Here is a 1,021-nt window from a genome sequence, read left to right on the forward strand (position 1 = left end):
TGGTGAACGCCGTGGCGCTCTGCTCACGTCCGAGGACCTGGATGGTCTGGGTGCGCGGGCCCCAGGAGCTGTCGGGGTTGAGCTTGACGACGACCTGGTTGACGTCGGCGTTGGACCCGAGCTGGACGGTCAGGGTGTTCGGGTAGCCCGCGGCGCCTTCCCAGTAGGTGGCGACGTTGTTGTCGTTGGCGTTGGCAGGCACGAAGGTGAAGACCGAGCCGTTGGCGGTGATGGGCTTGCCGACCGCGAGGTTCGTCCCGCCGCCGCCCGAACCGGTGCGGGTCACGGTGTTGCTCGGGCCGGACTCGTTGCCGGCCGCGTCCTTCGCCGTGACGTAGTACGACACGGTCGCGGTGTCGGGCTGGGTGTCGGTGTAGGTCAGCACGTTGCCCGCGACGCTGCCGCGCAGGGCGCTGTTGGCGTAGATGTTGTACCCGGTGACGCCGACGTTGTCGGTGGAGGCGTTCCAGGTCAGCCGGATCTGGCCGGAACCGGGCTGGGTGTAGGCCAGGCCGCCGGGGGCGCTGGGCGGGGTGGTGTCGCCGCCGGTGCCGCCGGGGCCGTAGACCTCGAACTCGGAGATCTGGCCGGCGGGCCATCCGGTGTTGCCGGTGATGTTCAGCCGGACGTACCGGGCGTTGGTGGCCGTGAAGTTGATCGTCACGGTGTTGCCGGTGGCCGGGTTGAAGGTGTAGCCGGCGGAGCCGACCGTGGTGGTGGTCGGTGGGTTGGCGGTGCCGGTCAGGATCGAGAGGGTCTGGGTGCGGGTCTGCCAGGCGGCCACGTTGGGGAGCTTGAGGATGACCTGGTTGACGCTGACGGCCGAGCCGAGGTCGACCTGGACCCACTGCGGGAAGGCGTTGTTGGTGCTTTCCCAGTAGGTGGCGGCGTTGCCGTCGGTGACGTTGCCGGCGCCGTAGACGTCGGCGTGGCTGCTTTCGGTGGCGGGTTTGCCGGCGGCGAGGTTGGGGCCGGCCGCCGTGGCGGGCAGGCCCGGCCCGAACAGCACGAGCAGGCCGGA

1 protein-coding gene is annotated in these 1,021 nt (G+C 70.1%); it reads right to left on the reverse strand.

Features of this window, described 5'->3' with window-relative positions:
- On the reverse strand, positions 1–1,021 hold a 1,021-nt coding region (locus tag DQ384_RS40200; RefSeq protein WP_220183406.1), incomplete at both ends, for a discoidin domain-containing protein.

This window comes from Sphaerisporangium album (assembly GCF_003323745.1).
GTDB lineage: Bacteria > Actinomycetota > Actinomycetes > Streptosporangiales > Streptosporangiaceae > Sphaerisporangium > Sphaerisporangium album.